This is a genomic window from Streptomyces halobius (assembly GCF_023277745.1).
In the GTDB taxonomy this organism is placed as follows: domain Bacteria; phylum Actinomycetota; class Actinomycetes; order Streptomycetales; family Streptomycetaceae; genus Streptomyces; species Streptomyces halobius.
In genome coordinates this window covers 8,705,789-8,729,402 of the sequence record NZ_CP086322.1, presented here as the reverse complement: position 1 = coordinate 8,729,402, position 23,614 = coordinate 8,705,789, and the positions used below count along the sequence as shown (strand labels likewise).

Here is a 23,614-nt window from a genome sequence, read left to right as displayed (position 1 = left end):
CGGCTGTCACCGGACCGTGTCGAACGAGCCATGGCGCCCCCTGTGGGCGCCATGGCTCGTTTTCGCCTTTCCGAATTTCACCGACAGAACGTGATACCCGGTCACGGGCGGCGTCGCGATGCCGCTTTTCCCGGCGGCTGTGACGGCGGTCTCCGCGGCGGACTCCGCAGGTCCCGGCGGGTCTTTGTTCGGTACACCGAACCGAATGAAGTCGGGTACCACACAGTTTCTTTCGAGATTTGTCCATGGGCTCGCCTGTGTGATTCCGTCTCTCTCGTGGCGCACCGCCCCGGTCTGCGGTGTCGCCGTAATAGGGGAAGCGGCCGGAAGCCGCTGACTCCCGACCTGGCCCTGGTCTTTTCCCTGATCCATTCAGCCGCCCCACCCTCCGGAGGACGACCATGAGCTCGGCATCGCCGATTCCGCTGACGGCATATCAGCGGGACATCTGGACGGCGAGTTCTCAGGTGCCGGATCTGCCCCGCTTCAATATCGGCGGGGCCCTGCGGCTTTCCGGTAAGGTTGACTTCGGTGTCCTGAAAGAATGTTGTCGGCGAGCCATGCGGAAGAACGATGCCTTTCATCTGCGTTTCGCGGAACGGGGCGGAATTCCCGTGCAATGGACCGACATCGACATCCCCGAGATCGAGGTCGTCGATGTGTCCGGGGAAGCGGATCCGCGGGCCGCGTGCCTGGCCTGGATGGAGCGCTCGAACCGCCGCCCCCTCGCCCTCGACGGCGGCCGACTGTTCGACTTGGCGCTACTCCGCGAGAGCGAGTCCGTCGGATACCTCTACGTGACGGCGCACCACATCATCACCGACGGCTGGGGCATGGACCAGTTTTCGCAGCAGGTCCTCTCGGACTACGCACACGTCATGCGGACGGGCATCCCCCTGGAGAGCACACCGCCCTCCTTCCTCGCCTCAGCAGAGAAGGAAGCCCGCTACCGCGGATCGTCCCCGTGGCAGCGCGACCGCGACTTCCACCGGGAGACCTTCGCGGACCTCTCTCCTCCGCTCTTTTCGGCCAGGGCAACCGGCGGCGCCCCGGACGGCACCCGGCGCAGCGCCCGCCACAGCTTCCTGCTCGACCGGAAGCTCATCGACCGGATCCGCGAACGGGAGAGCTCCGTCTTCGCATTCCTCACCGCCGCGTTCGCGACCTACCTCTCCCGGGTGCACCGCTGCGAAGAGGTCGTGCTCGGCGTCCCGTTCCTCAACCGCCACGGAAGGGCCGAGCGTCGGACTGTCGGGCAGTTCGTCAACATGCTGCCGCTCCGCGTTGCCGCCCAGGGCGAGCGGTCGATGCAGGACATCGCCACGCAGATCATGGCATCGACGTTCGCCACGAAGCGCCACGAGCGGCTGGCCCTCGGCGACCTGCTCCGCACCCTGCCCTCGCGCGGCACCGGGCCCCGCCGTCTGTACGACGTGACCGTCTCGTATCTGCGGTTGCCCAAGCCCGAGAACATCCCAGGGCTTTCGGTGGAGAAGGTCGCGCTGGCGCACGGCCACGACCAGGACGCGCTGACCGTCTACATCCGGGAGTACGACGACATCGGCGACGTCCGCGTCGACCTCGACTACGCGCTCGACGTCTTCGACGAGGACTTCCCGGTCGAGGCGGCGGCCCGGCACATCGAAACGCTGCTGAAACAGGCGGTGGACCGGGCCGAGGAGCCGGTGGCGAACCTGCCGATGCTCGCCCCCGAGGAGCACGAGGACCTCGTCCGGACGCGGAACGCGACCGACGCCCCGTACCCGGGCGACACGACGCTGCACGGCCTCTTCGAGGAGCAGGCCGCCCGCACACCCGACCGGAACGCCATCGCCGCGGGCGCGACCCACCCGGCGCTGACCTACGCCGAACTCGACGCCCGCGCCAACCAGGTCGCCCGAGGGCTGCGCGCCGAAGGGGTGCGGCCCGACGACCGGGTGGCCGTGCTGCTGGAGCGCGGCCCCGAGCTGCTGGTAGCGCTGCTCGGCGTGCTCAAGGCGGGCGGCGCGTACGTGCCCGTCGACCCGGCCTACCCCGCGGACCGCATCCGCTTGCTGCTGGACGACTGCGGCGCCAAGGTCGTCCTGACCGCCGGCCGGGACGGCCGCGGCGAAGGCGGTCCGGCGCTCCAGCCCCGGGCCCCGGGGGTCCGCGTGCTCCCCCTGGACGCACTCCGGCAGGGTTCGGGCGCCCCGCTCGAAGAGGCCGCGGGACCGCACCACCTCGCCTATGTCATCTACACCTCGGGCTCTACCGGAAAGCCCAAGGGCGTGATGGTCGAGCACCACTCGGTGGTCAACCGCCTGGCCTGGATGCAAAAGCGCTATCCCGTCGGCGACGCCGACGTGCTGCTGCAGAAGACGCCCAGCTCGTTCGACGTCTCCGTATGGGAGCTGTTCTGGTGGGCCGTCGAGGGAGCCCGCGTGGCGCTGCTTGAGGCGGGCGGCGAGAGGGAGCCGCGGGAGATCCTGCGCACGATCGCCGAACAGCGGGTCACCGTGGTGCACTTCGTGCCGTCGATGTTCGGGCCGTTCATCGACCTGCTGGAGAGCGACACCGGCCTGCCGGGCAGCATCGCGCGTCTGCGCTTCGTCTTCTGCAGCGGCGAGGCCCTGCCGCCCGCCCTCGTCGAGCGGTTCCACCGGGTGTTCGCCGCGGCCGGTGCACCGGCCCCGCGGCTGGTCAACCTCTACGGCCCGACCGAGGCCACCGTCGACGTCTCGTACTTCGACCTCGGCCCGGGCCCCGACGACGGCTGCGCGGCCGGACCCGACCGGCCCGTCCAGCGGGTGCCCATCGGGCGGCCGATCGACAACATCCGCCTCTACGTGCTCGGCCGGCACGACGAGCCCCAGCCCGTCGGCGTGCCCGGCGAGCTGTGCATCGCGGGCGTCGGCCTGGCCCGCGGATACCTCGGCCGCCCCGAGCTGACCCGCTCGGCGTTCGTGGACGATCCGTTCCGGCCGGGCGAGCGCATGTACCGCACGGGCGACCTCGCCCGATGGCTGGCGGACGGCACCGTGGAGTACCTCGGGCGGATCGACGAGCAGGTGAAGATCCGCGGCAACCGCGTGGAGCTCGGCGAGGTGCAGAGCCGGCTGGCCGCCTTCCCCGGGGTGCGGGACGCGGTGGCGGCCGCCCGGACGTCCGCCTCCCGCGGGGTACACCTCGTCGGCTACTACGTCGCCGACGAGGACGCCGACCCGACGCGGCTGCGCGCCCACCTCGGCACCGCGCTGCCGGAGTTCATGATCCCGTCGCACTTCGTACGGATCGACCGGATCCCGCTGACGCCGAACGGCAAGGCCGACCGGCGGGCGCTGCCCGCTCCGCCGCGCGCCGGCGCCATGGCCGAGACCGCACCCCAGGGCGCGGCCGAGGCGACCCTCGCCGCCATCTGGGGGGAGGTGCTGGAGGTGGACTCCGTGGGAGTCCACGACAACTACTTCGCGCTCGGCGGGGACTCGATCCTGATGCTCAGGATCCGCGCGGAGGCGGAGAGGCGCGGACTGCACTTCACGGTCGGCGACATGCTCCGTCACCCCACTGTCGCGGAGCTGGCCGCGCACGCGTCCATGGGCCCGTCCGCCGAGGTGCCCGCGGACCCCGCGCCGGAGTCCTTCGCCCTCGTGCCGGGCGTGGACCGGGCCCGCCTGGCGGCGGCCGAGGACGCGTATCCGGTCACCCGGCTCCAGCTCGGGATGCTCTACCACAGCAGCGAGCACGAGAAGTCGGCCGTCTATCACGACGTCTTCCGGTACACCCTCGAACTGGACTGGGACGAGGCCGCGTTCCGGCAGGCCCACGCACGGCTGGTGGCCCGTCACCCGGTCCTGCGCTCCTCGTTCGACCTGTCCGGCTCCGCACAGCCACTGCAGATCGTGCATCGCGCGGCCGACGCCGTCGGGACCCTCGGCATCGCCGATCTGCGCTCCCGCTCCGCCGAGGCGGCCGCGGCCGAGGTGCGGGAGCACATCGAGCGGCGGCGCCACCACCGCTACGCCTTCGACCGGCCCCCGCTGTGCCTCTTCCGCGTGCACATCCTGCCGTCCGGAGCCGTGGACCTGGTCTTCAGCTTCCACCACGCGCTCCTGGACGGATGGAGCGTGGCGAACCTGCTCCGCGAGCTGCTCCAGGACTACCTGCACGCCCTCGGCCAGGACATGGCACCGGTAGCCGACACGCCCCTGCCCTCGTTCGCGGCCCATGTGCGCGACGAGCGACGGGCACTGGACTCCGAGGACACCCGGCGGTACTGGCGCGACGCGCTCGGCTCCGCCCCGCCCGCGCGCCTGGAGACCTTCCGGCCGCACCAGGCTCCCGGCGACGACGGTTTCGTCGTACGGCACGCAGCGCTGCCCGACCGGCTCGCGGCGGCGGTCCGCGGCTTCGCGCACACCCACGAACTGCCGGTGAAGTCCCTGCTGTTCGCGGCGCACTGCCTGACGCTCCGGCTGCTCCAGGGCTCGGACGAGGTCACCACCGGCCTGGTCACGCACGGCCGCCCGGAGCGGGCCGAAGGGGAACGGGTGGCCGGGCTGTTCCTCAACACGATGCCGGTGCGGCTCGGCGGCACGGCCCGGACGTGGCTCGACGCCGTGCGCGAGGTGGACCGCAGGGAGCGGGAGAGCCACCCGCACCGGCGCTATCCGCTCAGCGCGATCCAGGCGCAGGGCGGGACCGACACCTGCCTGCAGACCGCGTTCAACTACGTCAACTTCCATGTCCTCGGCCCGCTTCTGCGCACCGCGGGTGTGCGCCTGGCGGGCGTCGAGATCTGGGAGCAGACGAACTTCCCGCTCCTGGTGAACGCGATCACCGACCCCCGGAACGGGCGCCTGGAGCTGCGGATCGACGGTGACGGCCGCATCGTCACCGCGTCCCAGGCCGAGCTGTTCGGCCGCCGCTACATCGAGATCCTGCGGCGGATCGTTGAACGCCCGGACGAGACGCCCGACTTCGGCTTCCTCACCGAGGAGCCCGGCGATGTGGTGCGCCGGTTCGAGCGCCAGGCGCTGCACACGCCGCGGGCGGTCGCCGTCGCGCTGTCCGGCGAGCGGTGGACGTACGAGGAGCTGGACCGGGCCGCCGACCGGGTGGCGCGCCGGCTGCTCAGCCTCGGCGCACCGCCCGGGGCCCGTATCGGGGTCGCCATGGACCGCTCCCCGGAGACGGTCGCCGTGGTGCTGGGCATCGCGAAGGCGGGCGCCGCCTGCGTTCCGCTGGACGTCAGCTACCCCGAGGAGCGGATCGCCGCCATGCTCGCGCAGGCGCAGCCGTTTCGCGTCATCGCGCACGCCGGCCACGCCCGCCTGGTCCCGGACGCGTCGGCCGTGCTGCCCGCCGAGTCGGTCACCGCCGGCCCGGACCGCGACCCGGGCGACGGCCCGCCGCACCCGCTGCCGCCCATCCCGCCGGAGAGCGTCGCGTACGTGCTGTTCACCTCCGGCTCGACGGGCCGGCCGAAGAGCGTGGCGATGCCGCACCGGTCCCTGGCCAACCTCGTGACATGGCAGAACCGGGTGCCGAGCGGCGCCGTCGGCGGGACCACGCTCCAGTTCGCCCCGCTCGGCTTCGACGTCTCCTTCCAGGAGATCTTCTCCACACTGTGCGGCGGCGGCACCCTCCGGCTGGTGTCCGAGGAACAGCGCCGCGACATGCCCGCGCTGCTGCGTCTGATCGACCGGGAGGGGGTGGAGCGGGTCTTCCTGCCCTACGTCGCCCTGCAGCAACTCGCCGAGGCCGCCGAGGCGCTGGACCTGCGTCCGCGCCGCCTCCGGGTGCTGGTCTCCTCCGGCGAGCAGCTGCGGGTGACCGAGGAGATCCGCCGGCTGTGCGGCGAGCTGCCCGGCTGCCTCCTGGAGAACCAGTACGGCCCGACGGAGACCCACGTGGTGACCAGCTTCCCGATGACCGGGGACCCGGCGGCCTTCCCGGACCTCCCGCCGATCGGCCGGCCCATCGACGGGGTCGAGGTACAGGTGCTCGACGCCCGGCTGCGCCTGGTGCCCGAGGGCGGGAAGGGGGAGATCTACCTCGGCGGGGCCTGCCTGGCCGAGGGCTACGAGGGACAGCCCGAGCTGACCCGGGAGCGCTTCGTCCCCCATCCCCTGCGTCCGGACGGCGCCCGGCTGTACCGCACCGGCGACCTCGGCCGGGTCCTGCCCGGCGGCGCCGTCGTCTGTCTGGAGCGCGCGGACGCGCAGGTGAAAATCCGTGGCTTCCGCGTCGAGCCCGGTGAGGTGGAGCTTGCCCTCATGAAGCTCGCCGAGCACCATCCGGGGCTGCGCGAGGCCGCGGTCGTGGCCCGTCGGCCGGGGGGCGCCCCTGCGTTCCTCGCCGCGTTCCTGGTCGGTGACGAGGCGTCGGTCGATCTCGGCGACGTCCGACGGCGGCTGCGCGCCACGCTGCCCGAGTACCTGGTGCCCTCGCGGTTCGCCTGGCTGCCGGGACTGCCGCTCACCCCGAGCGGCAAGCGGGACGACGCGGCGCTGCGCGCGATAGCCCTGGAGCCGCCGCCGCCGTCCGCCGGGCGCACCCCGCCGCGCGACGCGTACGAGCGCGGCCTGGCCGAGATGCTGTCCGAGCTGCTGCAGGTGCCGCAGCCGGGCGTGCACGACGACTTCTTCGAACTCGGCGGGACGTCGCTGACCGCGATGCGGCTCGTCGTGATGATCGAGAAGCGGTACGGGGCGGAAGTCCCGCTGTCCGCCTTCGTCGAAGCGCCGACGGTCGCCGCGCTCGCCGACCGGCTGCGCTCCGGGAGCGCCGCGGCGGACTTCGACCCCCTGGTGCCGCTGCGCGCCTCCGGCACCCGTCCGCCCCTGTTCTTCGTCCATCCCATCGGCGGCAACGTGCTGTGCTACGTCCGCTTGGCCCAGCGCCTCCCCGAGGACCAGCCCTGCTACGCGCTCCAGGCGGCGGGGGCCGAGCCGGGCACGGAGCCGCTGCGCAGCGTCCCGGACCTCGCCCGCAGCTATCTCGACGCGGTCCGGCGGGTGCAGCCCAGCGGCCCGTACACGATCGGCGGCTGGTCGTTCGGCGGCTTCGTGGCCTTCGAGATGGCGCGGCAGCTGCGGTCCTCCGGTGCGACCGTCGACCGCCTCGTGCTGCTCGACTCGATCACCCCTGCGGGAAGGCTCCAGGGCGTGGCCGAGGACCAGCTGCTCGAATGGTTCCTATGGGAGCTGCTCTGGCTGGAACGCGGTGGCGACGCCCCGGCGCAGCCCCTCCCACCGGGCCTCGGCGAGCAGGAGCGGTTCGACTACATCCTGCACCGCGCGGTGGAGGCGGGTGTCCTGCCCCCCGGTGGTTCGACCGCCCGGGTGCGCCGCCTCTTCCGGGTCTTCCGGGCGAACTGGCAGGCGCTGCTCGACTACCGCCCGGACACCTGTGACCAGGACCTCACCCTGCTGCGCGCGACGGCGCCGCTGCCGAAGGTGCTGGAGCCGGCGCACCACGCGGTCGGCAGCGCGCACCGCGACCCGGCGAACGGCTGGGGGACGTGGACCAGCGGCCGGATCGATGTCGTCGACGTCCCCGGCGACCACCTCCAGCTCATGGAGGAGCCCTGCATCGCCACCGTCGCGCGGCGCATCCGCGAGGTGACCAGGTGAGCATGACGGCGGGCCAGGCACCCAAGGCGATCGTCATCGGCGCGGGGATCGGCGGGCTCACCGCCGCGGTCGCCCTGCGCCGGGTCGGGATCGGCGTCGAGGTCTACGAGCGTGCCCGCGAGCTCCGCCCGGCCGGCACCGGGTTGTCGATCATGAGTAACGCGCTGTCCGCCCTGCGCACGCTGGGGATCGACCTCGGCCTTGAGCGGCGCGGACGGGCCATCGAGAGCCTCCAGATCCTCGATCCCGCCGGACGCCCGGTCAGGAAACTGCCGTTGAAGGAGTTCGGTGACCGGCTCGGGGCGCCGAGCGTCAACATCCACCGTGCCGACCTCCAGCAGGCGCTTCTCGAAGCCCTCGGCGGGGGCCCTCAACTGGGCGCGAAGGCAATGGACTTCAGGACCACGGCGGACGGCGTCCGGGTCCGGTTCGCGGACGGCAGCGAGGTGCGCGGCGACGTGCTGATCGGCGCCGACGGCTTCCACTCCGCCGTGCGCCGTCAGCTGGCCGGGCCCGAGGAGCCGCGCGAGCCCGGATACGTCTGCTGGCTGGCGACGGCCCCTTTCTCCCATCCGCGGTTCACCGAGGGCTGCGCCCGCCACTACTGGGGCCCCGGACAGCGCTTCGGACTCATCGACATCGGCCACGGCCGGGCGTACTGGTGGGGCACGAGGAATATGCCGCCCGCGGCCGCACGCGCGTGGCACGGCGGCAAGGACGAGATCGTCCGGGCCTTCGCGGGCTGGGCGGACGAGGTGCGGGAGGCGATCCGGGTCACGCCCGGGCAGGCGATCGTCAGCGTGCCGGCCCAGGACCGCCCCTTCCTCAAGCGGTGGGGGGAAGGCCCGGTCACGCTGCTCGGGGACGCGGCCCACCCGATGCTGACCAGCCTCGGCCAGGGCGCGGGCACGGCCGTGGAGGACGCCGTCGTCCTGGCCCGCAGCCTCGCCTCGGCGGCGGACCTCCGGCAGGGCCTGCGCGACTACGAGGCCCGGCGTCGGGCCAGGGCGCGGCGGATGGTCCACCTCTCCCGCAGGCTCAGCCTGATCGAGCAGTACGAGCGCCCGGTGCCACGCCTGCTGCGCGACGCGTACCTCCGGTGGGTACCGGCGCCCGTGCTGTACCGCCAGAACGCGTCCCTGCTGACCTTTCCCACCGTCGCCCCGTGAGCGCCGCGCCGTGGGCCCGAGGACCGGGCCCACGGCGCGGCACCCCCAGGCACCCGACCGGAACCACAGTGATGAGCGATCCCCGACCGGCACGCCCTGCGACACCCCGGCGCGGCTTCCCCAAGGAACGCAGCCACATCTACTACTTCTTGCAGCCGGCCAGGAAAGTGGCGCCGCTGTTCGCCCTGGCCCCGGTCGACATGAGCCGGGTCATACAGGCCCAGCGGCGCTACCGCGAACGCGGCCAACGGGGCAGTACGAGCGCAGCGACCGTGGACACCCCCGTGGTCCGGGACGGGCAGATCGTCATCCGCCCCGTGATGAACCTCGTCCTCGCCTCCGACCACTCGGCCATCGACGGAGTCCTCGCGGCACGCGTCCTCGACAAGACCTGCCGCATCCTTGAAGTTTGGAGCGATTCGTGATCCCTCCGGTGAACCACCGCCTGCCCGCGACCTCCGCGCGGGACCTCACTCCGCCGGAGCTCCAGGCGCTGGACCGGGACGGCGTCGTCTGCGTCCGCGGGGTCCTGGACCAGGAGTGGGTCGAGCGGGTGCGCCGCGCGGTCGACGGAGCCGCCGCCGAGCCGACGTGGAGCGGCCGCTACATCTCCCGGCGCAAGCAGGGGCTCTACCACGACATGTTCGTCTGGCTGAAGAACGACCGGATGCGAGAGCTGTGGTTCGACTCGCCCCTCGCGCACGTGGCGGGCCAGGCCATGCGGTCGCGCCGGGTCTACCTCTTCGGTAACCCCTCGTCTTCCCGGGGCCGCCGGGCCATCGCCTTCCGGTTCACCGGTGACGACGCGCGCTACGACCCGCGCCCGAACGCCATGCCGGTGTTCTGGAAGCACGGGCCGACGCAGGGTGATCCGATGGGCGGGCCGCTCTTCCCCGAGCTCCTGCCGAACCCTCCCGCCCACCGTGGCACCTCGCAGGTCCCGTACGACCTCGGGACGTTGGCGCGGAACTTCGGCCGGCAGATCAGGATGGAGCTGCTGCGGGCTCCATCGAAGCGTTTCCAGCGCGCGGTCGGCGAGGGTGCGCGCAACCGGGCCGCGTCGTGACGGCCCATACGTCGTCGACGACGGCGGCCTCGGTCTGCCGACCGCTCAGCCCACTGGAGCGCTGGTACTGGATCGCGGACCGGATCTCGCCGCTCAATGTCATCGCCCGGGCGCAGGTGCGGGGGCCGTTACCGGTGCCGCTGCTGCGCCAGGCGCTCAACGCGCTGCAGGATCGCCATCCGCTCCTGCGCGTCGCCATCGCTGCGGACGCCGCAGGCCGCGATCCCTGGTTCATGCCGTGCCCCGGCAGCCCGATCCCGCTGCGTCGCCGAAGCCTGACGGCGGGCACCGACACGAACCCGGCGGCCTGGTGGGAGCGGGAGGTCGACGAACAAGAGCTCCCCGATCCGATCGACGGGGCCGCGGGCCCGCTGGCCCGCGCCGTGGTGCTCACCCAGGGCGCACCGGACGGCACCGGCGAGCATGTGCACGACCTGCTGCTCACGCTCTCGCACAGCATCGCCGACGGGACCACGGCTCTGGCGCTGCTCGAGGAGTGGATCCGGCTCGCCGCCCGGCTCGGCGGCGCGGCCGAGGAGGTGGCAGCGGCCCCGGGCCCTGCCGGGTGGCGGGCCCTGCCGGCGCCCGAGGCGATGTTCCCGCGCCGCCACCGGGGTCTGCCCGGCGCGATTGGCGCCCTCACGCGACAGCTGCGTGACCAGCTCGACCGGCAGCGGACCCGCGCACGGCGGGTGGCACCGAGCCAGGCGGTGCCCGTCGAGCAGCGCCGCACCCGGCTGCTGCACCGGTCGCTCGCCCCCGAGGAACTCGACGCGCTGAGCCGCGCCTGCCGGCGGGAAGGCGCGACTGTGCACGGGGCACTCGCCGCGGCGATGGTCACCGCCGTCGCGGACGACGCCGGAGCCGCCGCCGAACCGGGGCACTACGTCATCGGATCGCCTGTCGACTTCCGCGGTCAACTCCTGCCGCCGGTCTCCCTGCACGAGGCGGGCGCCTACGTGGCGACGCTCCCTTCGTATGTCGCGTACCGGCCTGGGCTGCCGTTGTGGCCCATGGCCCGCGACGTGAGCCGGGACCTGGCACGGCGCCGACGGGCCGGGGACCACTTCGCCATGATCAACCTGCTGGGTCTGGCCGGCCCGGCGACGCCCGCGACAAGCGGACCGTTCGTGCGGCGCGTGGCGTCCAGTGGCCCGGGCAACCTGTGCCTGTCCAACATCGGCCGCTACGACTTCCCGGAAAGCGTCGGCCAGTGGCAGGTCACAGGTGCCCAGTTCATCGCCGGAATCTCCGTCTCCGGCTGCTTCGTCGCCACGGTGAACACCAGTCACGGCCACCTCCACTGGAACTTCACCCACGTCGAGGACATCGTGCCGCGGCCCCGCGCGGAGCGCCTCGCCACCGCATGCGTGGACGGCCTCCTCTCCGCCGTCCGGCCCGCGTCCCGCCGACCACCATCCACTCAGCACACCAAGCACCGCTGAAGGAGCCATGTTGTTCGCACCATCCCGGCAGTTCTCCCCGAAGGACCGGTCCGTCGTCATCACCGGCGCGTCGTCCGGCCTGGGCAGGGAATGCGCACTCCGCCTGGACCGGCTGGGCTTCCGGGTCTTCGCCGGCGTACGGCGGGCCGAAGACGCCGATGCGCTGGCCGCCGCGTCGTCCACCGACCGACTGCGCCCCCTCAAGCTCGACGTGACCTGCGAGGACTCGATCCGGAACGCGGTCGCCCGGGTCGCGGACGAGACGGCCGGGACGGGGCTGTGGGGGCTGGTCAACAACGCGGGAATCTGCGTCTCGGCGCCGCTGGAGTGCGTCTCGCCCGCACAGCTGCGCCGCCAGCTGGAGACCAACCTCGTCGGCCACTTCGCCGTGACCCGGGCGTTCCTGCCGCTGTCCCGAACGGCCGGGGGCCGGATCGTCAACGTGAGTTCCGGGCTCGGGCGTATCGCCGGCCCCTACCTCGGCGCCTACGCGGCGTCGCAGTTCGCGAAGGAGGGGCTCAGCGACGCGCTCCGCCGTGAGCTCAGGCCGTTCGGCGTGGCCGTCGTGGTGGTGCAGCCGGGGGCGATCAAGACTCCGATCTGGGGCAAGGTCCGCGACGTCGGACACGACACTCTGGGCGGCGCGCCGGAGGACGTAGCCGGCCTGTACCGCGAGTCCTTCCTGCGCTTCCTGGAACGGAACGAGCAGCGGGCCCGGTCGAGCGCGACGCGCCCGGAGAACTTCGCCAAGGCGGTCACCCACGCCCTCACCGCGCGCCGGGCGAAAACCCGCTACCGCGTCGGCCGCGACTCACAGGCCACCAGCGTGCTGGCGCGGCTGCTACCGGATGCCGCGCTGGACGCGGCCTTCCGCGCCGTCGTCGCGGCTCCGCGGGACCGGGAGGCCTGAGAGGCGGCTGCGGCCGCCTGAACTCGGCCGGGGCCGCAGGTGCCGGTGTGCACCCACGGCCCCGTCCCTGTGCGGTTTCTCCGGTGGTCGGACCCCGATCGGATGCTGGTCAGACGCGCAGGACGTGCCAGTTCACCCAGGTGGCCTTCTGGTCGGCGGACCGGAGGGTGAACTCCTTGTAGGTGCCGGGGCCGCAGGCCGGGGGTGAGTCCTGGGAGTCGACCAGACGACCGTCCCTGTACCAGTGGAAACGCATGATCACGCAGTGACTGTCCGCCTCACGGTCGAGGACCCAGCCCTGGACCTGAGCCGGGCTCCAGCAAGGGTGCCCCGCCGAGGAGCCCCAGGCAGGGCTGAAGGACCAGCCTTCCCCGCACCAGGAGGCCGGCGGACTGCTCTGCGCCGCCTGCGCGGTACCCGACGCCATACCTGTTGCCATCAGCGTGGCCGTGACCACGGCTGCGACCGTGAATCCACGTCGCATCAACTGACCTCCGTCACTTGGTGTTCGGGCATGGACAGTTCGTTCCGTGCGCGGCACATCACAGCACGTGATGCGCTTTCCGCCCCAGCCTTCTATTCGGCCAATCCCGATCGGCTGCCGGTGACAGCTCAGAAGCGGCCACACGGGCGGCCGCCCCGGTCGGGTGCGTCAGACGGGACAAGGCCGTCGGGAGCACGCTGGAATCACACGGGCGGCCATCCTTCCAGGCCCAAGTGACGCCGCGTCACCTCGACCACAAGAAGTGGATCAGAACCGCTTGTGGTTCAGGCACGCATTCCCGGCAGTCGCGCCGCCGAGGACGATCTCGAAGGGGCTGTCCTTCTGGTCGTCGCGGTGCCGGTGAAGGTATGCGGTCAGGTCGCGGACCTGGTCGATGGGCGGAGCGGGCCGTGCCCGGCGGAAGCGAAAGCGAACAAGGGGACCGCACCGTCCCAGCGGGCGGCGCGGCGCATCGGCGGGCGGTTCGGCCAGAATCCGGCAATCCGGACCGGCGGTCGGGGGTGTTGCACGGTGGCGGGGCAGCAAGCCGCCGCTGAGGGTGTCCAAGGTGGCTACTTGGCGGGTGCGTTGCTGCGGACGCCGCCGGGCGACGGGGTGACCAGCGTGCCCAGCCTGATCCGCGACGTCGCCACGCGGCGGCGTCAGCAACATCCAAGGGGCCCCGAACGGCCGGGACACCCCTCGAAGGCGATTTCCTGCGCGACGACACCCTGTCCGCCGGCTACGCCCCCGTGCTCCGCGCCCGGTTCGGCCTCTCCGTGTGCTCGTGCCGAAGGAGCCGTTGTGTTCCGGTGAGGCAGGTGTCCGCAGACCTCACCGCGTTCAGCGGGTCAGTTGCCCCGTCGAGCGCAGTCGTAGAGGGTGAAGCTTCCGTCCGAGGTTCGGCCGTAGGCGCGTGGCGGGATGGGGGTGCAGTTTCTCTTCACCCAGGCCGATGCCGGTGTGGACGGACGGCGGGTGGTCAGCAGCGCGTAGCGCAGTTGGTGGGCGGAGACCAGGTCACTGAGCCGTCGTGCGGCCGGATACGGGGTCAGGCCGGTGAAGCCGCCCATGACCAGCATGGGTTGGGGGGTGGCACGGAGCAGGGGTTCGGCGCCGTAGGCGGCTTGGGTGGCGAGCAGGTACTTCTCCCCGGAACGGTGCGCGGAGAGGTAGTGCAGCAGGGCGGCGTCCCGCGCGGACGGACTGTTCAAGGGGAATCGCGGGGACTTGGCCCGGTGGCGGTACATCGGGCGGTAGCCGGGTCCGACCGGTCCGGCCAGCGGCGACATCGGTGAGCCGGCGTACCGCGGGACCAGGCAGGAGACGGCCCAGACTGTCGGGGCGAGCAGTATGGATGCCAGGGACGCTGCCAGGGCGCTGTGCACCGCTCGTCGCGTTGTCCGTGGCCCGCGGGTCCACAGGCCGACGGTCCCGCACAGGCCGAGCATCAGCACCATCGGCAGTAGCCAGGGGGCGAATTCGCTGTGCTGGCCCTCGATTGCCGCGGCCCAGAGTGCCGTGAGTGCGATTGCGGCGGGCAGCGCTGCTCGACGTCGGCCACCGGCGCGGTACTCGGCCCAGAAAAGGGCGATTCCGCCACCGGTCAGCGCAGCGAGGGCTGGGGCCAGTACGGCGGTGTAGTAGCCGTGGTTGCCGTTGGAGTTGCTGAAGACCACGACGTGCACCGCCAGCCATCCGCCCCAGAGCAGGAACCCCGTCCGCGTCCCGTCGGTGCGCGGCTGTCCGGCGCGCCACATCACGCCCAGCGCCAAGGCCAGTACGGCCAGTGGCAGGAGCCAGGCGATCTGCGGGCCCACGCTCTGGTTGACCAGCATGGTCCAGCCGGTGTTGTCGGTGGTGCGGCTGGCGGCGGTGCCGGCGACGGCGCCCAGGGCGTTCGGGTCGTGGCCGAAGCGGCTCAGCCCGTTGTAGCCGAAGACCAGGGTGAAGGGGTTGTTGTTGGTGGTCGCGTCGATGTAGGGACGGTTCGCGGCGGGGGTCGCCCACACCAGCAGCAGCCAGGAGCAGGAGACGACGAGTGCGGTGATCCCGGCGAGCAGCAGCCGCCATGCCCGGCGCAACCAGGAGCCAGGCGCTGCCATGAGGTACACCGCGGCGAAGACCGGCAGGACGAGCCACGCCTGGAGCATCTTGGCCTGGAAGGCCAGCCCCACCCATGTCCCGCAGACCAGCAGCGGCAGCAGTCTCCCGGTGCTGATGGCCTTCTGCAGCGATCCCGCTGCGAGGACCAGCAGCAGAACGAGCAGGGTGTCGGGGGTGTTGTGACGGTCGAGTGCGACGGTGACCGGGGTGAGGGCGAGTACCAGCGCGGCGAGCAGCCCTGCCCACGGGCCGGCCCAGGCACGGACGATGCGGTGCAGAGCCCAGACGGCCAGTACGCCCTCCAGCACCTGCGGCAGTACTGCCGCCCAGTTGTGCGGTCCGAGGAGCTTGACGGAGAGGGCCTGCGGCCATAGCGCACCGGGGATCTTGTCCAGGGTGATCGAGCCGCTCGGGTCGAGCCCGCCGAAGACGAAGGCGTGCCAGTTCGACGCCATCGACCGTACGGCTGCGCTGTAGTACGGGTGCACTCCGGCATGGTCGATGCCCCAGGCGTAGAGCAGCGCGGCAGTTGCCAGGATGAGGAGAAGGGCGGGCAACTCCCCGCTGGTGGTGGCACGTTGTCGGAGCTTGGCGTGGCGGGTGCGTTTGCTGCGGGGGGAGCGGTGGCGGCGGTCGGCGGGGTCGCGGGTGAGGGGGGTGGTGGCCATGATGACCTCTTCGACATGCGGATGGGCGCGGCGGACGCGGGCAGTAGGGCTCGGTCAGCCCATGGGCAGCGCCCCCAGCAGCAACCCGGCGACGAGCACCACATACGTGCCGAGGGTCACCGCGGTGGTGGAGATCACGGTGGCCGCCAACGGCTGGCGGACCAGCTGATAGGCGATCAGGCCGGGCACGATGAAGCCCAGGGTCTGGGCGGTGTAGAGAAGGGGGAATTCGTGCTGGAGCGCGAGCAGCACCGTGGTCTGGAGCAGCACCGCGGACAGCACCACGGCGGCGAACAGCCGCTTGCCGTAGAGGATCACATGCCGCTCAAGGACCTTGGTCGCGACGAAGGTGAGCGCCGTGACGCCGATCACCATGGCGGCCCGGACCACATCGGTGACGAGGGTCAGCGCCAGCCAGCCGGGGGTGATCATGCCACCGGGAGAGAGGTTGGTGGTCAGATAGCAGACCAGCGAGAAGACCAGTCCGAGGGCGATCCCCAGCGCGATGGTCTGCGGGGTGAGATTGACGGGGATCACAGCGGGTTCCTTGTCGGCTGGTACAGGGCGTCGGCATGGGCAGAGGCCGGGCTCCGGATATGCGGGCCGGGCATCGGGCCGTTCAGCGGCGCCACCCAGCTGTACGGTTCCGGCTCGGGCGGGTGGGCGATCGGAAGCGGTTCGTCGGTGTGGTCAGGGGGCAGCTTGCCGAGGTTCTCCAGGAACAGTTCGCCCTGGCCGTGGATGTTGCCGACGGCCACCAGCGAGGAGTCTGGGCCCAGTTCGGCGAGGATGGCGCGGGTCAGCTCCGGTGCGTCGCGCCGGTCGCCGCCCAGGTCCACCACCCGGCCCGCGGACCAGCCCGGCGGGATGCCGTCGCGGGCGCTCTTGGTCGGATGCCCGATGAGGAAGACCGTCTCCGGGCCCAGGTCGGGGACGATCGCTCCCATCTGCCCGTTGCGTTCCACCCGGTCCGGGCGACAGTTGATGACGACGTTCAGCGGGCGGCGGATCGCACCGAGCTCCGCCAGCTGGCGGACGTTCATCAACGTCGACTCGGGGTCGTTGGCGGCGAAGACGTTGGCGAAGCGCAGCCGTTTGCCGTCCGGTGTGCGGTAACGCTCGACGGAGAGCACGCCGGGGTCCGGCGGCGCGTCCCACATACCGCGCAGTGCGGTGGCCCGGTCCACACCGAGCAGTTCGGCCACGGCCAGCGCGATGGCGACGTTCTCCTTGAAGGTGAACCAACTGAACCCGCGCAGCTCCTCGTCGGTGACCGACTCCGGATCAACCGTGATCAGGCGGCACCTGCGTTTGTCCGCCTCCTCCTCGAGGAGGTGCAGCCGCTCCCGCTCGGCGGTGACACAGACCCCGCCGACCGGCATCGACCGGGAGAGCGAGCGGGCCACATCGTCCAGCGTCGGACCCATTTCGGCGAGGTGGTCCTCACGGACGTTGCACAGCACGCCGATGGTGGAGCGGATCAGCTTCTCCTGGTTGATCTCCTGAAGTGCGGGCATCACCGCCATGCACTCGATCACCAGAGCGTCCGGCCGGTATGCCGCCGCCCGCCGGACGATACCGATCTGCTCGACGACATTCGCGATGCCCAGCTTCCGGTACACCGGCTCCTCGGTGGCGTCCGGATGGATGAACCGGGCAGCGGTGCCGGTGGTCTTGGCCACGGTGACCAGATCACCGCCGCGCAGCGCCCCCGCGCACAGCCGGGTGATCGAGCTCTTGCCGCGAATGCCGTTGACCAGCACCCGCGTGGGGATCTGCGCCAGCGCGGCGTAGTGGCGCCGCTGCTCCAGCACGCCGGCGACCAGCAGCACGGCACAGCTCAGCAGCAGCACAACGTAGAGGAAGAGCATGTCAGTTGGTCCTTTGGTCCTTCACTGCTGCGGCGGTCCGCCGCTCCGGGGCGACTGGGCGGGGGCAGCGGCCACGTCGGCTCCGCCGCCACGGTCCCGCTCCGCCAGCGCCTGCCGGAGCAGTTCCAGACTGCGCGTGACCGAGCCGCACTCGTCGTGGTGAACCGGGTACAGCACAGTGCGACGGTCACCGCCGGCCAGCCGTTCCGCGTACCTGGTGACGGCACGCAGCGGCCTGACCACCACGATGTGCAGCCAGCCCAGGCAGGCGACGCCCACGGACAGGGCGAGCAGCCCGGCCAGCACGGTGCGCGCCTGGAGCTGATACGCCGCCAGTTTCAGCGCTGCGGCAGGCTCGGCGGAGACCACCCGCAGGCCGAGTCCGGCGACAGGCCCCGTCCGGGCCAGTGGAGCGGCGGCCGCGACCGAAGGGCCCCCGCCCGGCGCGGTCCCCGCGTGCAATACGGCCGATGCCGGGCTGCCCACGCCGCCAGGCGCTGCCTCGGTCCTGGCCACCAGGCGGGCAAGGCCCCGGCTGGGAAGAGGCTGGAAGGCTTCGAAGCCCACGCTCGCCGCGAGCACCCTGTGCCGCTCGTCGGTCAGCCACACACTGCCGAGCCCCTCCCGCGCAACCAGGGTGTCCAGTGCGTTCACGCCGATCTCGGCGACGACTACAGCCGGGAGGGCGCCGTTGGCGTTCTTGGCCTTCTTGGCGTTCTTGGCCGCCGGGATCTGGGCGTAGGCGGCGATCGCGGGGATCTTGCCCGAGGTGTTGACCTGGGTGATTCCGCCGCCGGTCGGCGCATGGACGAGGGTGCGCAGCGGCTGCTTGCCCGCCCGCAGCGCGATGGCGCCGGTGCGGTCCAGCACATACAGCGACCGGTACATGGGGTGGGCGGTGCGTTCGCGCCGCAGAACCTCTGCCGCCCGCTCCCGTGGCATACCGGAGACGGCTGACGCCACCGCCGCGAGGTCGGTGCGGCTCCGGCCGAGGGACCGCCGCACACGATCAGCGACGGCCTCGGTGCGTGCCTGCTGGTCGGCGACGACGACTGCCGGTACGGCCTTGGCGGCCGGTACGCGGTTGAGCAGAAACACCAGCGGCACCCCCCACGCGGCGATCACGAGTGCGCAGAGGAGGACCACGGCCCGGACACCGGGGCGGCGCCGCACGGGCCGCACCGGCTCCGGTCCCGTCTCGCCGAGCAGTTGGCGGCGAATCGACTCCAGCGCCCGGCCGACCCTGGCGGGCTCGCCGAACGCGACGACCGGCACCGGCCGCGCCAACTCCTCCCGTGCCTCGGGCAGGTCGCTGACGCCCCTGGCCAGCCGGGCAGCGGACAGGTGCAGCCGCAGCAGCGGACGCTGCATAGTGCCCCACAGCACCCAGGTGCCCAGCACGGCAATCACCACCAGCGCACCCGCGGCCATGACGCCGAACCACGTGTGGTCGGCCCCCTCCTTCGCCGGAGCCACATCCCTGACCGTGAGGACCGTCAGCCCCAGGCCGGAAGTGTCGTCTTCACCGTCCGCCGCGGCGACCGACGCCCACCCCGTGACCCTGCGCAGCCCCTCGTGACCGTCACCGAGCACGCTGCCCGAAACGTCACCGGTGTGCGGACCGGCGTTCGCGGCGTTCACCGCAGCGGCCGGCAGGGCGCGGTGCTCGGTGTGGGGCGCCGGGGCCTCGCCGGTGACGGCGGTGGTGGCGAGCACCTTCCCGTCCCGGTCCACCAGCCTGCCGGTGCGCCCGTCCCCGTACACCACCGGGGCAGCGACCTCTTCCGAGACGATCAGGAGGAGTTCGCGTTCATCTGTGCCCTGATCCGGCACCAGGTCCCGTGCCTGATCCTGGTTCTCGTCCTGCTTGTGGCCCGGAGCGGAGACGGCCACCCGGGCGAAGAGCAACAGTCGCGGTTCGGCGCTCGCTGAAGAGACCAATCGGGGTGCGATGTTCGCGGTACCGGGCCGTACCAGGGCCGCCACATCCACCCCGGTCAGCGGCACCTTTTCCCCGCTGGACGCCACGGACCTGCCGGTGCGCGGGTCGAGCAGCACACCGCCCCGCGCGGGGTGTCCGGCCGGGACAAGGGACCGCAGTATCGCTGCCGGATTCCGGCTGCCGGCCGACGTGGCCGATGCCGCGGAGCGGCGCACCGCGGTGGCTCTCGCGGTGATGGAGGTCCCGACCGAGTCGGCGGCATCCTCGGCGATGTGACGTTCCGCGTCGCGTACGGCCTGGGGGACATCCTGTTCGTGAACGGTGCCGATAGCGAGTGCGTTGAACGCGGCAACTGCCAGCAGTGCGCAGAGCAGTGCGGCGATCGGTGGGCGGACACCTCCGAGCAGGGGCATGTCGGCGCGGCGCCGGATGCGGTGCGGACGGGGCGCGCGGGCAACAGGGTGCAGGGCAGCGTCCTCTCTGCATGTGGGGATAGCCGTGCGGCAACTCGGCCAGTACGGACACTGGGATCACAGGATAATCACAAGTCCGTTCGTGCTGTGCCCCGCATAAGGGCCCATGCGGAATGCGCTCAACTCACCCGAGGGATAGGTCGCTTATGTACCTCCGGCCTCGTCCCGATATGGGGGAATTCCAACACCCATTCCAGCAAGGACGATTGAACGAGCGTTTCCGGCATGCATTCGCCGCGTCACGCACAGTCGCGGGCGAACCTCAGGGCACCCTCAAAGATTACGAACTGCCGCCAAGGGATTACGAACTGCCGCGTAACAAAAACATTCAGTAAAACTTTGATCATCGCCGGCGGAATTCTGGATCGCTGGTCACCGACGGCGGAGGTGTGAATGAGCCAAATCTCCGGCAGAGATCTTCCGGCCGGGGGCGCCCCGGCAGGCACCGCCGCTCTGCGCTGAGGTGCGGAACAGTCGCTCACGTTGGCCCTCCCGCGGCTCGGCCCTCGCTGCTGCGACTGGCCTCATGAGGGATGTTGAGCGACAGGAGCTCTGACGACCGCCACCGGTCGCACCGGGGCATTTCTCGCGCACGTATCCCGTATCGGCACTCGACGTGCTCAACTCGGTGGCATACTCCAAGAGCGCCGACAGGTCGTTTCCAGCGCATACGCGTCCGGGGAAAAGGCCGGCCGCGCGGCCCGGCACCGGACGGGGCCCGAAGTCGTCCCCGTATATTCCGGACGCGCCAGCAGCGCCCACCTCGCCAATCACCCGCAGCGTGAACTCCTTGCGCAGTCAGGTGGGTTGGCGCGGACAAGGCAAACTGCCTTTACGATGATCGCCAGCCGATCGCCGGTGACGTGGCGATCGCCGCCATGGAGGAGGCTGCCCATGAAACACGCACGAAAGCGCCACAGCCGGTTTCGCACCCGGGTCGCCGGCGCCACAGGAGTACTGGCCGTCACCCTGGGCGCCGGAGTCGCGCCGGCTGCCGCCGCGGGGAAGACCACCGGTGCCCCCATGACCACGGCGGCTTCCTTGGACGAGGCGGAAGCCCCGGACGCGGCAGCGACAAAGGCCCCGGACGCGCCGAAAGCCCCGGGCGAGCTGTCCCTCCCCGCCCCGACCGGGCCCCATCGCGTCGGAACGGTCGACCTCCACTTGCGCGACTCGTCACGCACGGATCCGTATGTGCCCGGCCATCAGCGGCGCGAGCTGATGGTCACGCTGTGGTACCCGGCCACGCACACCGCCCACTATCCCGCCGCGCCCTGGATGCAGCCCGCCGCCGCCGCGCGTTACCTGGCCGACCGTCAGGTGCCCCCGGGCTCGGTGACCCTGCCCACCACTGCCGGGCACACCGGCGCCCCGGTTGACCGCACGGCCGGCACGTTGCCGGTCCTGCTGTACTCGACCGGGCTGCACGGGCCCCGGGCGATGGGCACCTCACTGGCTCAGGACCTGGCCAGCCGCGGCTACTTGGTCGTCACCATCGACCACACTCACCAGGCCGAGGCGGTGGAGTTCCCCGGCGGGCGCCTTGAGGTGAACACCATGCCGCCACATTCCCACTCCTCCGACACGATCGCCGTCCGGGCGGCGGACACCCACTTCGTCATCGACAAGCTGGCCGCGATCGCCCACGGCCACAATCCGGACGTGGAACACAAGCCGCTCCCCCACGGGCTGTCCAAGGCCGTGAACACGAACCGAATCGGGATGTTCGGCGCTTCCCTCGGCGGAGCAACCGTGCCAGAGGCCATGCACGCGGACTCCAGAATCGACGCCGGCGCGAACCTGGACGGCCAGTTCTTCGGCCCGGCGACCACCCGTGACCTCGACCGCCCCTTCCTGCTGTTCAGTTCCCAAAACCACAACCGCGACACCGACCGGAGCTGGGCAAGGTTCTGGAAGCACCTGGACGGAGAACGCCTCGACCTGAAGCTGCGCGACTCCGGGCACAACTCCTTCGTCGACAACCAGGCCCTCCTGCCCCAGGCGCCCGGCGCGTTCGGAATGTCCCCCGACCAACTGGTGCACGCCCTCGGCACGATCGATCCCAACCGCTCCATCGAGATCCAACGCACCTACCTCGCGGCCTTCTTCGACAAGCACCTGCGCCACCGGCACAGCCACCTGCTCGACGGGCCCTCACGCCACTACCCAGAGATCGACTTCATACGCTGAACCGGCCCGCGGTCACCGTCGACCACGGCACAGCGCGACGGTATGTCGCGGCCTTACGCCCGCACCGCACGCTGAGCCTACGGCAGACCTTCGACGGATGATCTGTTCCTCGAAGCTCGTCCGCTGCTGCACCACGACGCCAAGCGCCTGGGCCCGCCGGGGCCAACCCTGCGATCCCGCGCCCGGCGACGAGCCGGAGTGCGGTTATCAGATGACCGGGCCCGGCCCTGGGGTCATCACAAGAGACGCTCCGCACTGGCGACCGGGGCATCGGGCAGCGGGCAGGTGGTCATGCCGGTCGCGGCCACCGCGGGCTGGGCGGCCAGCACGACCGGCAGCGCCAGCGCCACGCCCGCCACCAGCGCCCCGAGCCAGACCACAGGGCGGCCCAGCGGCCGCCGTGGGCCGAGCAGCCGCCGCACTCGGCCGGCCACCTGGCCGCCGGAGGCCGCCAGCGAGGCCACCGGCACCCCTGCACCGGCCAGCTCGACCAGCGCCCCGGCCAGGGTGAGCGAATCGGTACGGGCCGTGGCTTCGTCGTCGGCGGCCATCTCCACCAGCCGTCGCGTCTCCTCCGCCGCGGTACGGAACAGCGCCACCTTGGGGAAGGCCCGCTCCAGCGCCTCGGCGTAGGCCAGGACCACGTGATGGCGCTGGCGGATGTGCGCCCGCTCATGGGCGATCACCGCGTCCAGCTCGCGCGGCGCGAGCGCGGCCAGCGCCGCCGAGGTCAGCACGATCCGGTGCCCGGTGCCGGGCAGGCAGTACACCGCCGGACGGTCGTCCTCCAGCACGGTCACGCCCAGATCGGGACGCGCGCAACCGACCATCGCCAGCACCTCGGCGTGCCGACGGCGCTCCCGCCGCGCCCGCCACAGGGCTGCGCCCAGACACCAGCCGACGCGTCCCAGTACCGCCAGGGCCAGCACCGCGCCGGTCGCGGCCAGTACCGCGCCGCCCGGTGCGACGTACTGCGCGCGCAGCGCCACCACGCAGGCATGCAGCATGTCGGCCAGGTTGCCGCTGACCGGCACCGTCGGCACGGCCAGCACGAGCCCGGCCAGCACCACCGAGACGACGATCGTGGCCGTGAGCGCCTGCCACGCCCAGATGGCCAGCCTTGGTGCCCGCGCCGCCCAGCCCGTACGGGTCAGCAGCACCGGGGCAAGGGCGCCGACCAGGGCCGCGTAGCCCAGCAGCAGGATCGCGACCCTCATGACGGGCCTCCTTCGCGGCGCGCGGCGAGAGCCGCCCGCAGCTCGTTGACCTCGGCCTCGTCCAGCTCGTCGAACAGCCGTACCAGCGTCGCGGTCCGGTCGGCGCCGGTCGCCCACACCTGGTCGATCAGCGACGCCGCGTACTCCTCGCGGTCCTTCGTCGCCTGGTAGCGGAATGCCCGGCCGTCCTTCGCCCGGGACAGCCAGCCCTTACGGTGCAGGATCTCCATCACCGTCTGCACCGTGTTGTACGCCAGCTCCTGCGGCCGGTCGCGATTCAGGCTCTCCAGCACCTCGCGCACGGTCAGCGGCGCATCCGTGTCCCACACCACATCCATGATGGCCTGTTCGAGCTCTCCGAAGCCCCGCATCCCGGCCGCCTCCCTGAACGAAAACCTAAGCGTCATCGTACGTGCCGCCTCGGGACCGCCGTCCAGCTCCACCAGCGCTTCGGTAC

General features: G+C 71.7%; 14 protein-coding genes and 1 pseudogene. 7 read left to right on the top strand and 8 right to left on the bottom strand.

What is annotated here, in order from left to right; genetic code table 11:
- Window positions 1–401: 401 nt before the first annotated feature.
- The 6 genes from K9S39_RS39640 (at window position 402) to K9S39_RS39615 (ending at window position 12,206) form a co-directional block, all read left to right on the top strand.
- On the top strand, window positions 402–7,616 hold the full coding sequence (locus K9S39_RS39640) for an amino acid adenylation domain-containing protein (protein ID WP_248868122.1): 7,215 nt from the start codon (window positions 402–404) through the stop codon (window positions 7,614–7,616).
- A gap of 2 nt (window positions 7,617–7,618) precedes the next feature.
- Complete coding sequence (locus tag K9S39_RS39635) at window positions 7,619–8,785, top strand: FAD-dependent monooxygenase (protein ID WP_248869183.1); 1,167 nt, start codon at window positions 7,619–7,621, stop codon at window positions 8,783–8,785.
- Window positions 8,786–8,856: 71 nt separating this feature from the next.
- A complete protein-coding gene (locus K9S39_RS39630; RefSeq protein ID WP_248868121.1) occupies window positions 8,857–9,210 on the top strand; it encodes a 2-oxo acid dehydrogenase subunit E2 in 354 nt (117 codons plus the stop codon).
- Window positions 9,207–9,851 (top strand): phytanoyl-CoA dioxygenase family protein, encoded by a 645-nt coding sequence (locus K9S39_RS39625; RefSeq protein ID WP_248868120.1) that lies wholly within the window; start codon window positions 9,207–9,209, stop codon window positions 9,849–9,851. Before K9S39_RS39630 ends, K9S39_RS39625 begins: the two co-directional genes overlap by 4 nt.
- Window positions 9,848–11,296: a phthiocerol/phthiodiolone dimycocerosyl transferase family protein gene (locus K9S39_RS39620; protein ID WP_248868119.1), complete on the top strand. Its 1,449-nt coding sequence runs from the start codon at window positions 9,848–9,850 to the stop codon at window positions 11,294–11,296. Before K9S39_RS39625 ends, K9S39_RS39620 begins: the two co-directional genes overlap by 4 nt.
- Window positions 11,297–11,303: 7 nt before the next feature.
- On the top strand, window positions 11,304–12,206 hold the full coding sequence (locus K9S39_RS39615) for an SDR family oxidoreductase (RefSeq protein WP_248868118.1): 903 nt from the start codon (window positions 11,304–11,306) through the stop codon (window positions 12,204–12,206).
- Between the two features lie 109 nt (window positions 12,207–12,315).
- Here K9S39_RS39615 and K9S39_RS39610 read toward each other — a convergent pair whose 3' ends face one another.
- From K9S39_RS39610 to K9S39_RS39585, 6 genes and pseudogenes are all read right to left on the bottom strand, one after another.
- Window positions 12,316–12,690 (bottom strand): hypothetical protein, encoded by a 375-nt coding sequence (locus K9S39_RS39610; RefSeq protein ID WP_248868117.1) that lies wholly within the window; start codon window positions 12,688–12,690, stop codon window positions 12,316–12,318.
- A 303-nt stretch (window positions 12,691–12,993) separates the two neighbouring features.
- Window positions 12,994–13,395: pseudogene (locus K9S39_RS39605) on the bottom strand (LLM class flavin-dependent oxidoreductase); the annotation flags it as partial.
- Window positions 13,396–13,541: 146 nt separating this feature from the next.
- Window positions 13,542–15,464 carry an ArnT family glycosyltransferase gene (locus tag K9S39_RS39600; protein WP_248868115.1) on the bottom strand — a complete coding sequence of 641 codons (1,923 nt, stop codon included), beginning with the start codon at window positions 15,462–15,464 and terminating at the stop codon, window positions 13,542–13,544.
- Between the two features lie 54 nt (window positions 15,465–15,518).
- A complete protein-coding gene (locus K9S39_RS39595) occupies window positions 15,519–16,001 on the bottom strand; it encodes a poly-gamma-glutamate biosynthesis protein PgsC/CapC (RefSeq protein WP_248868114.1) in 483 nt (160 codons plus the stop codon).
- Entirely contained in the window at window positions 15,998–17,335 is a 1,338-nt protein-coding gene (pgsB, locus tag K9S39_RS39590) for a poly-gamma-glutamate synthase PgsB (RefSeq protein WP_248868113.1), read from the bottom strand. Before pgsB ends, K9S39_RS39595 begins: the two co-directional genes overlap by 4 nt.
- 21 nt (window positions 17,336–17,356) lie before the next feature.
- Window positions 17,357–19,690, bottom strand: coding sequence for a HAMP domain-containing protein (locus K9S39_RS39585; RefSeq protein ID WP_248868112.1), 2,334 nt, complete (start codon window positions 19,688–19,690; stop codon window positions 17,357–17,359).
- 954 nt (window positions 19,691–20,644) lie between these two features.
- Here K9S39_RS39585 and K9S39_RS39580 point away from each other — a divergent pair.
- Window positions 20,645–21,940 carry an alpha/beta hydrolase family protein gene (locus K9S39_RS39580; RefSeq protein ID WP_248868111.1) on the top strand — a complete coding sequence of 432 codons (1,296 nt, stop codon included), beginning with the start codon at window positions 20,645–20,647 and terminating at the stop codon, window positions 21,938–21,940.
- A 236-nt stretch (window positions 21,941–22,176) separates the two neighbouring features.
- Here K9S39_RS39580 and K9S39_RS39575 read toward each other — a convergent pair whose 3' ends face one another.
- On the bottom strand, window positions 22,177–23,157 hold the full coding sequence (locus K9S39_RS39575; protein WP_248868110.1) for a M56 family metallopeptidase: 981 nt from the start codon (window positions 23,155–23,157) through the stop codon (window positions 22,177–22,179).
- Window positions 23,154–23,528, bottom strand: a complete 375-nt coding sequence (locus K9S39_RS39570) for a BlaI/MecI/CopY family transcriptional regulator (RefSeq protein ID WP_248868109.1) — start codon at window positions 23,526–23,528, stop codon at window positions 23,154–23,156. The genes K9S39_RS39575 and K9S39_RS39570 overlap by 4 nt, the downstream gene beginning before the upstream one ends.
- Window positions 23,529–23,614: the final 86 nt, after the last annotated feature.

Coding starts and splice junctions, on each gene's coding strand:
- K9S39_RS39640 (WP_248868122.1), top strand. CDS start 402: ATGAGCTCGGCATCGCCGATTCCGCTGACGGCATATCAGCGGGACATC.
- K9S39_RS39635 (WP_248869183.1), top strand. CDS start 7,619: ATGACGGCGGGCCAGGCACCCAAGGCGATCGTCATCGGCGCGGGGATC.
- K9S39_RS39630 (WP_248868121.1), top strand. CDS start 8,857: ATGAGCGATCCCCGACCGGCACGCCCTGCGACACCCCGGCGCGGCTTC.
- K9S39_RS39615 (WP_248868118.1), top strand. CDS start 11,304: ATGTTGTTCGCACCATCCCGGCAGTTCTCCCCGAAGGACCGGTCCGTC.
- K9S39_RS39610 (WP_248868117.1), bottom strand. CDS start 12,690: ATGCGACGTGGATTCACGGTCGCAGCCGTGGTCACGGCCACGCTGATG.
- K9S39_RS39600 (WP_248868115.1), bottom strand. CDS start 15,464: ATGGCCACCACCCCCCTCACCCGCGACCCCGCCGACCGCCGCCACCGC.
- pgsB (WP_248868113.1), bottom strand. CDS start 17,335: ATGCTCTTCCTCTACGTTGTGCTGCTGCTGAGCTGTGCCGTGCTGCTG.
- K9S39_RS39585 (WP_248868112.1), bottom strand. CDS start 19,690: ATGCCCCTGCTCGGAGGTGTCCGCCCACCGATCGCCGCACTGCTCTGC.
- K9S39_RS39580 (WP_248868111.1), top strand. CDS start 20,645: ATGAAACACGCACGAAAGCGCCACAGCCGGTTTCGCACCCGGGTCGCC.
- K9S39_RS39575 (WP_248868110.1), bottom strand. CDS start 23,157: ATGAGGGTCGCGATCCTGCTGCTGGGCTACGCGGCCCTGGTCGGCGCC.
- K9S39_RS39570 (WP_248868109.1), bottom strand. CDS start 23,528: ATGCGGGGCTTCGGAGAGCTCGAACAGGCCATCATGGATGTGGTGTGG.